The organism is Mesorhizobium sp. M4A.F.Ca.ET.022.05.2.1 (assembly GCF_003998845.1).
Taxonomy (GTDB): Bacteria; Pseudomonadota; Alphaproteobacteria; order Rhizobiales; family Rhizobiaceae; genus Mesorhizobium.
This window is the reverse complement of record NZ_RZOJ01000581.1, coordinates 1-2,829: the sequence shown is the minus strand read 5'-3', so window position 1 is coordinate 2,829 and position 2,829 is coordinate 1. Positions and strand designations below refer to the sequence as shown.

Here is a 2,829-nt window from a genome sequence, read left to right as displayed (position 1 = left end):
CAGGGACAGGACGATGGCGTTCCGCCATCACCTGTGGCGGCTCGGCTTCCGCATCGCCGAGGCGATGGACACCTCGCAGCGCGGCATGGGCTTCGACTGGGCAAACGCAAAGGAATTGATCCGCCGCTCGATTGCAGAGGCGCGGACCGTCGAAGGGGCCGATCTCGCTTCGGGGGCCGGCACCGATCATCTGGCGCCTTCCGCGGCGAGCACGCTCGACGATGTGATTGCCGCCTATGAGGAGCAGTTCGGCTTCATCGAGGGGCAGGGCGGCAAGGCGATCATGATGGCGAGCCGCGCGCTGGCGGCGGTCGCCAGGGGCCCGGACGACTATTCCAGCATCTACGACCGGATCCTCTCGCAGGCGTCAGGCAAAGTGATCCTGCACTGGCTGGGCGACATGTTCGATCCGGCCCTGAAGGGATACTGGGGCAGTGGCGATTTCGAGACGGCGCTCGATACGGTCGTGGCCATCATCGAGCGGCATGCCGGCAAGGTCGAAGGCATAAAAATATCGCTGCTCGATGCCAGCAAGGAGGTGGCGCTGCGGGATCGGTTGCCGGAAGGCGTCGTCATGTTCACCGGCGACGACTTCAACTACCCCGAGTTGATCGCCGGCGACGGCAGGAGGCACTCGCATGCGCTGCTCGGCATTTTCGACGCCATCGCGCCGGTCGCCAACGCGGCGCTGGCCAGGCTCACCGATGGCGACCGCGCCGGCTATCACGCACTGATGGCGCCGACGGTGCCGCTGTCGCGCAAGATCTTCGAGGCGCCGACCGAATATTACAAGGCCGGCATCGTCTTCATGGCATGGCTGAATGGCCATCAGGAGCATTTCGCGATGGTCGGCGGCATGCAGTCGGCGCGCGGCATCCTGCATTATGCCGATGTGTTCCGGCTGGCCGACCAGGCGGGATTGCTGGCCGATCCCGAGCTTGCGGTGGCCCGAATGAAGAGCCTCTGCGCCGTCGCAGGCGTTTGACCTCGACCACCGATCGGTTCCGTTCGAAGACCATAAATTTGCCTTGGCCGGGCAAATCTGTTTTCCCTGTTTCTCCCGAGGGGCGGGCGAAGACGGACAATGACGGGCAAAGTGGCGCTCATCACCGGCGTGACCGGGCAGGACGGAGCCTATCTGGCGCAATTGCTGCTTGAGAAGGGTTATGTCGTCCACGGCGTCAAACGCCGCTCGTCCTCATCAAACACCGGGCGTATCGAAGACCTCTATGTCGATCCGCATGAGCGCGACGCACGCCTCTTCCTGCACTATGGCGATCTGACCGACGCGGCCAACCTGATCCGCCTCGTGCAGGAGACGCGACCCGCCGAAATCTACAATCTCGGCGCCCAGAGCCATGTCCAGGTGAGTTTCGAGAACCCGGAATATACGGGCAATGCCAATGCGCTGGGGACGCTGCGGCTGCTGGAGGCGATCCGTATCCTCGGCCTCGAAAGGTCGGTGCGCTTCTATCAGGCGTCGACCTCGGAACTCTACGGCAAGGCGTCGGTGGCGCCGCAGAACGAGACGACGCCCTTCCGTCCGCGCTCGCCCTATGCGGCGGCCAAGCTCTACGCCTACTGGACGACGGTCAACTACCGCGAGGCCTATGGCATGTTCGCGGCCAACGGCATCCTGTTTAACCACGAGAGTCCATGCCGTGGCGAGACCTTCGTCACCCGCAAGATCACGCGCGCGGTGGCCGCGATCCATCACGGGCGGCAAGATGTGCTCTATCTCGGCAATATCGACGCCAGACGCGACTGGGGCCATGCGCGCGACTATGTCGAGGGCATGTGGCGCATCCTCCAGCACGACGAGGCCGACGATTTCGTGCTGGCGACGGGCGAGACGCATTCGGTGCGCGAATTCGTCGAACTGGCCTTCGCCGAGACGGGGCGCACCGTGCTCTGGCAAGGCCATGACGCAGACGAAGTGGGTATCGACGCCGTTTCGGGCGCGGTCCTGGTGCGCATCGACCCACGCTATTTCCGGCCAACCGAGGTCGACCTCCTGGTCGGCGACGCGTCCAAGGCGAGAGCCGTGCTGGGCTGGTCGCACAGGACCGGCTTCAGGGATCTGGTGGCGGAAATGGTGCAGGCCGACCTCGCGGATTTTGACGATGCAGCCATGGCAGGGCGGACGTTCCGCCCGGGGGTGGGCCGATGACTTTCGATTTGAAGGGCAAACGGGTCTTCGTTGCCGGGCACCGCGGCATGGTCGGCTCGGCTGTCGCGCGCCGACTGGCAGGCGAGGATTGCGAAATCCTGACGGTCGCGCGCAGCGAGCTCGACCTTCTCGACCAGGCCGGCGTGCGGCGCTGGATGGCCGAGCACAGGCCGGACGCAGTGGTAATGGCGGCCGCAAAGGTCGGCGGCATCCTGGCCAACGACACGCTTCCGGTCGACTTTCTCCACGAGAACCTGGTGGTGCAGACCAATGTCATGGAGAGCGCCTTCCGCTGCGAGGTGCGGAAGCTCCTGTTCCTCGGCTCGTCCTGCATTTATCCGAAGCTCGCGCCGCAGCCGATCCCCGAAGACGCGCTGTTGACCGGTCCGCTCGAGCCCACCAATGAATGGTACGCGGTCGCCAAGATCGCCGGGCTGAAACTCTGCCAGGCCTACCGGCGTCAGTATGGCGTGGACTACATCTCCGCCATGCCGACCAACCTCTATGGTCCGGGCGACAATTTCGACCTCACCAGCAGCCATGTCGTGCCGGCCCTCATGCGCAAGGCGCATGAGGTCAAGCGTGCCGGCGGGGAGCAGCTGGAGGTCTGGGGATCGGGCAGGCCAATGCGCGAGTTCCTGCACGTCGACGACGCCGCC

At 64.8% G+C, this 2,829-nt stretch carries 3 protein-coding genes; all 3 read left to right on the top strand.

The genetic code is table 11. The annotated features are described in order from the left end of the window. On the top strand, positions 1–985 hold a 985-nt coding region (locus tag EN745_RS33060), incomplete at its 5' end, for a dihydrodipicolinate synthase family protein (RefSeq protein ID WP_145992279.1). A 99-nt stretch (positions 986–1,084) separates the two neighbouring features. After that, entirely contained in the window at positions 1,085–2,170 is a 1,086-nt protein-coding gene (gmd, locus tag EN745_RS33055) for a GDP-mannose 4,6-dehydratase (RefSeq protein ID WP_126058409.1), read from the top strand. After that, on the top strand, positions 2,167–2,829 hold a 663-nt coding region (locus tag EN745_RS33050; protein WP_145992278.1), incomplete at its 3' end, for a GDP-L-fucose synthase. The genes gmd and EN745_RS33050, both read left to right, overlap by 4 nt.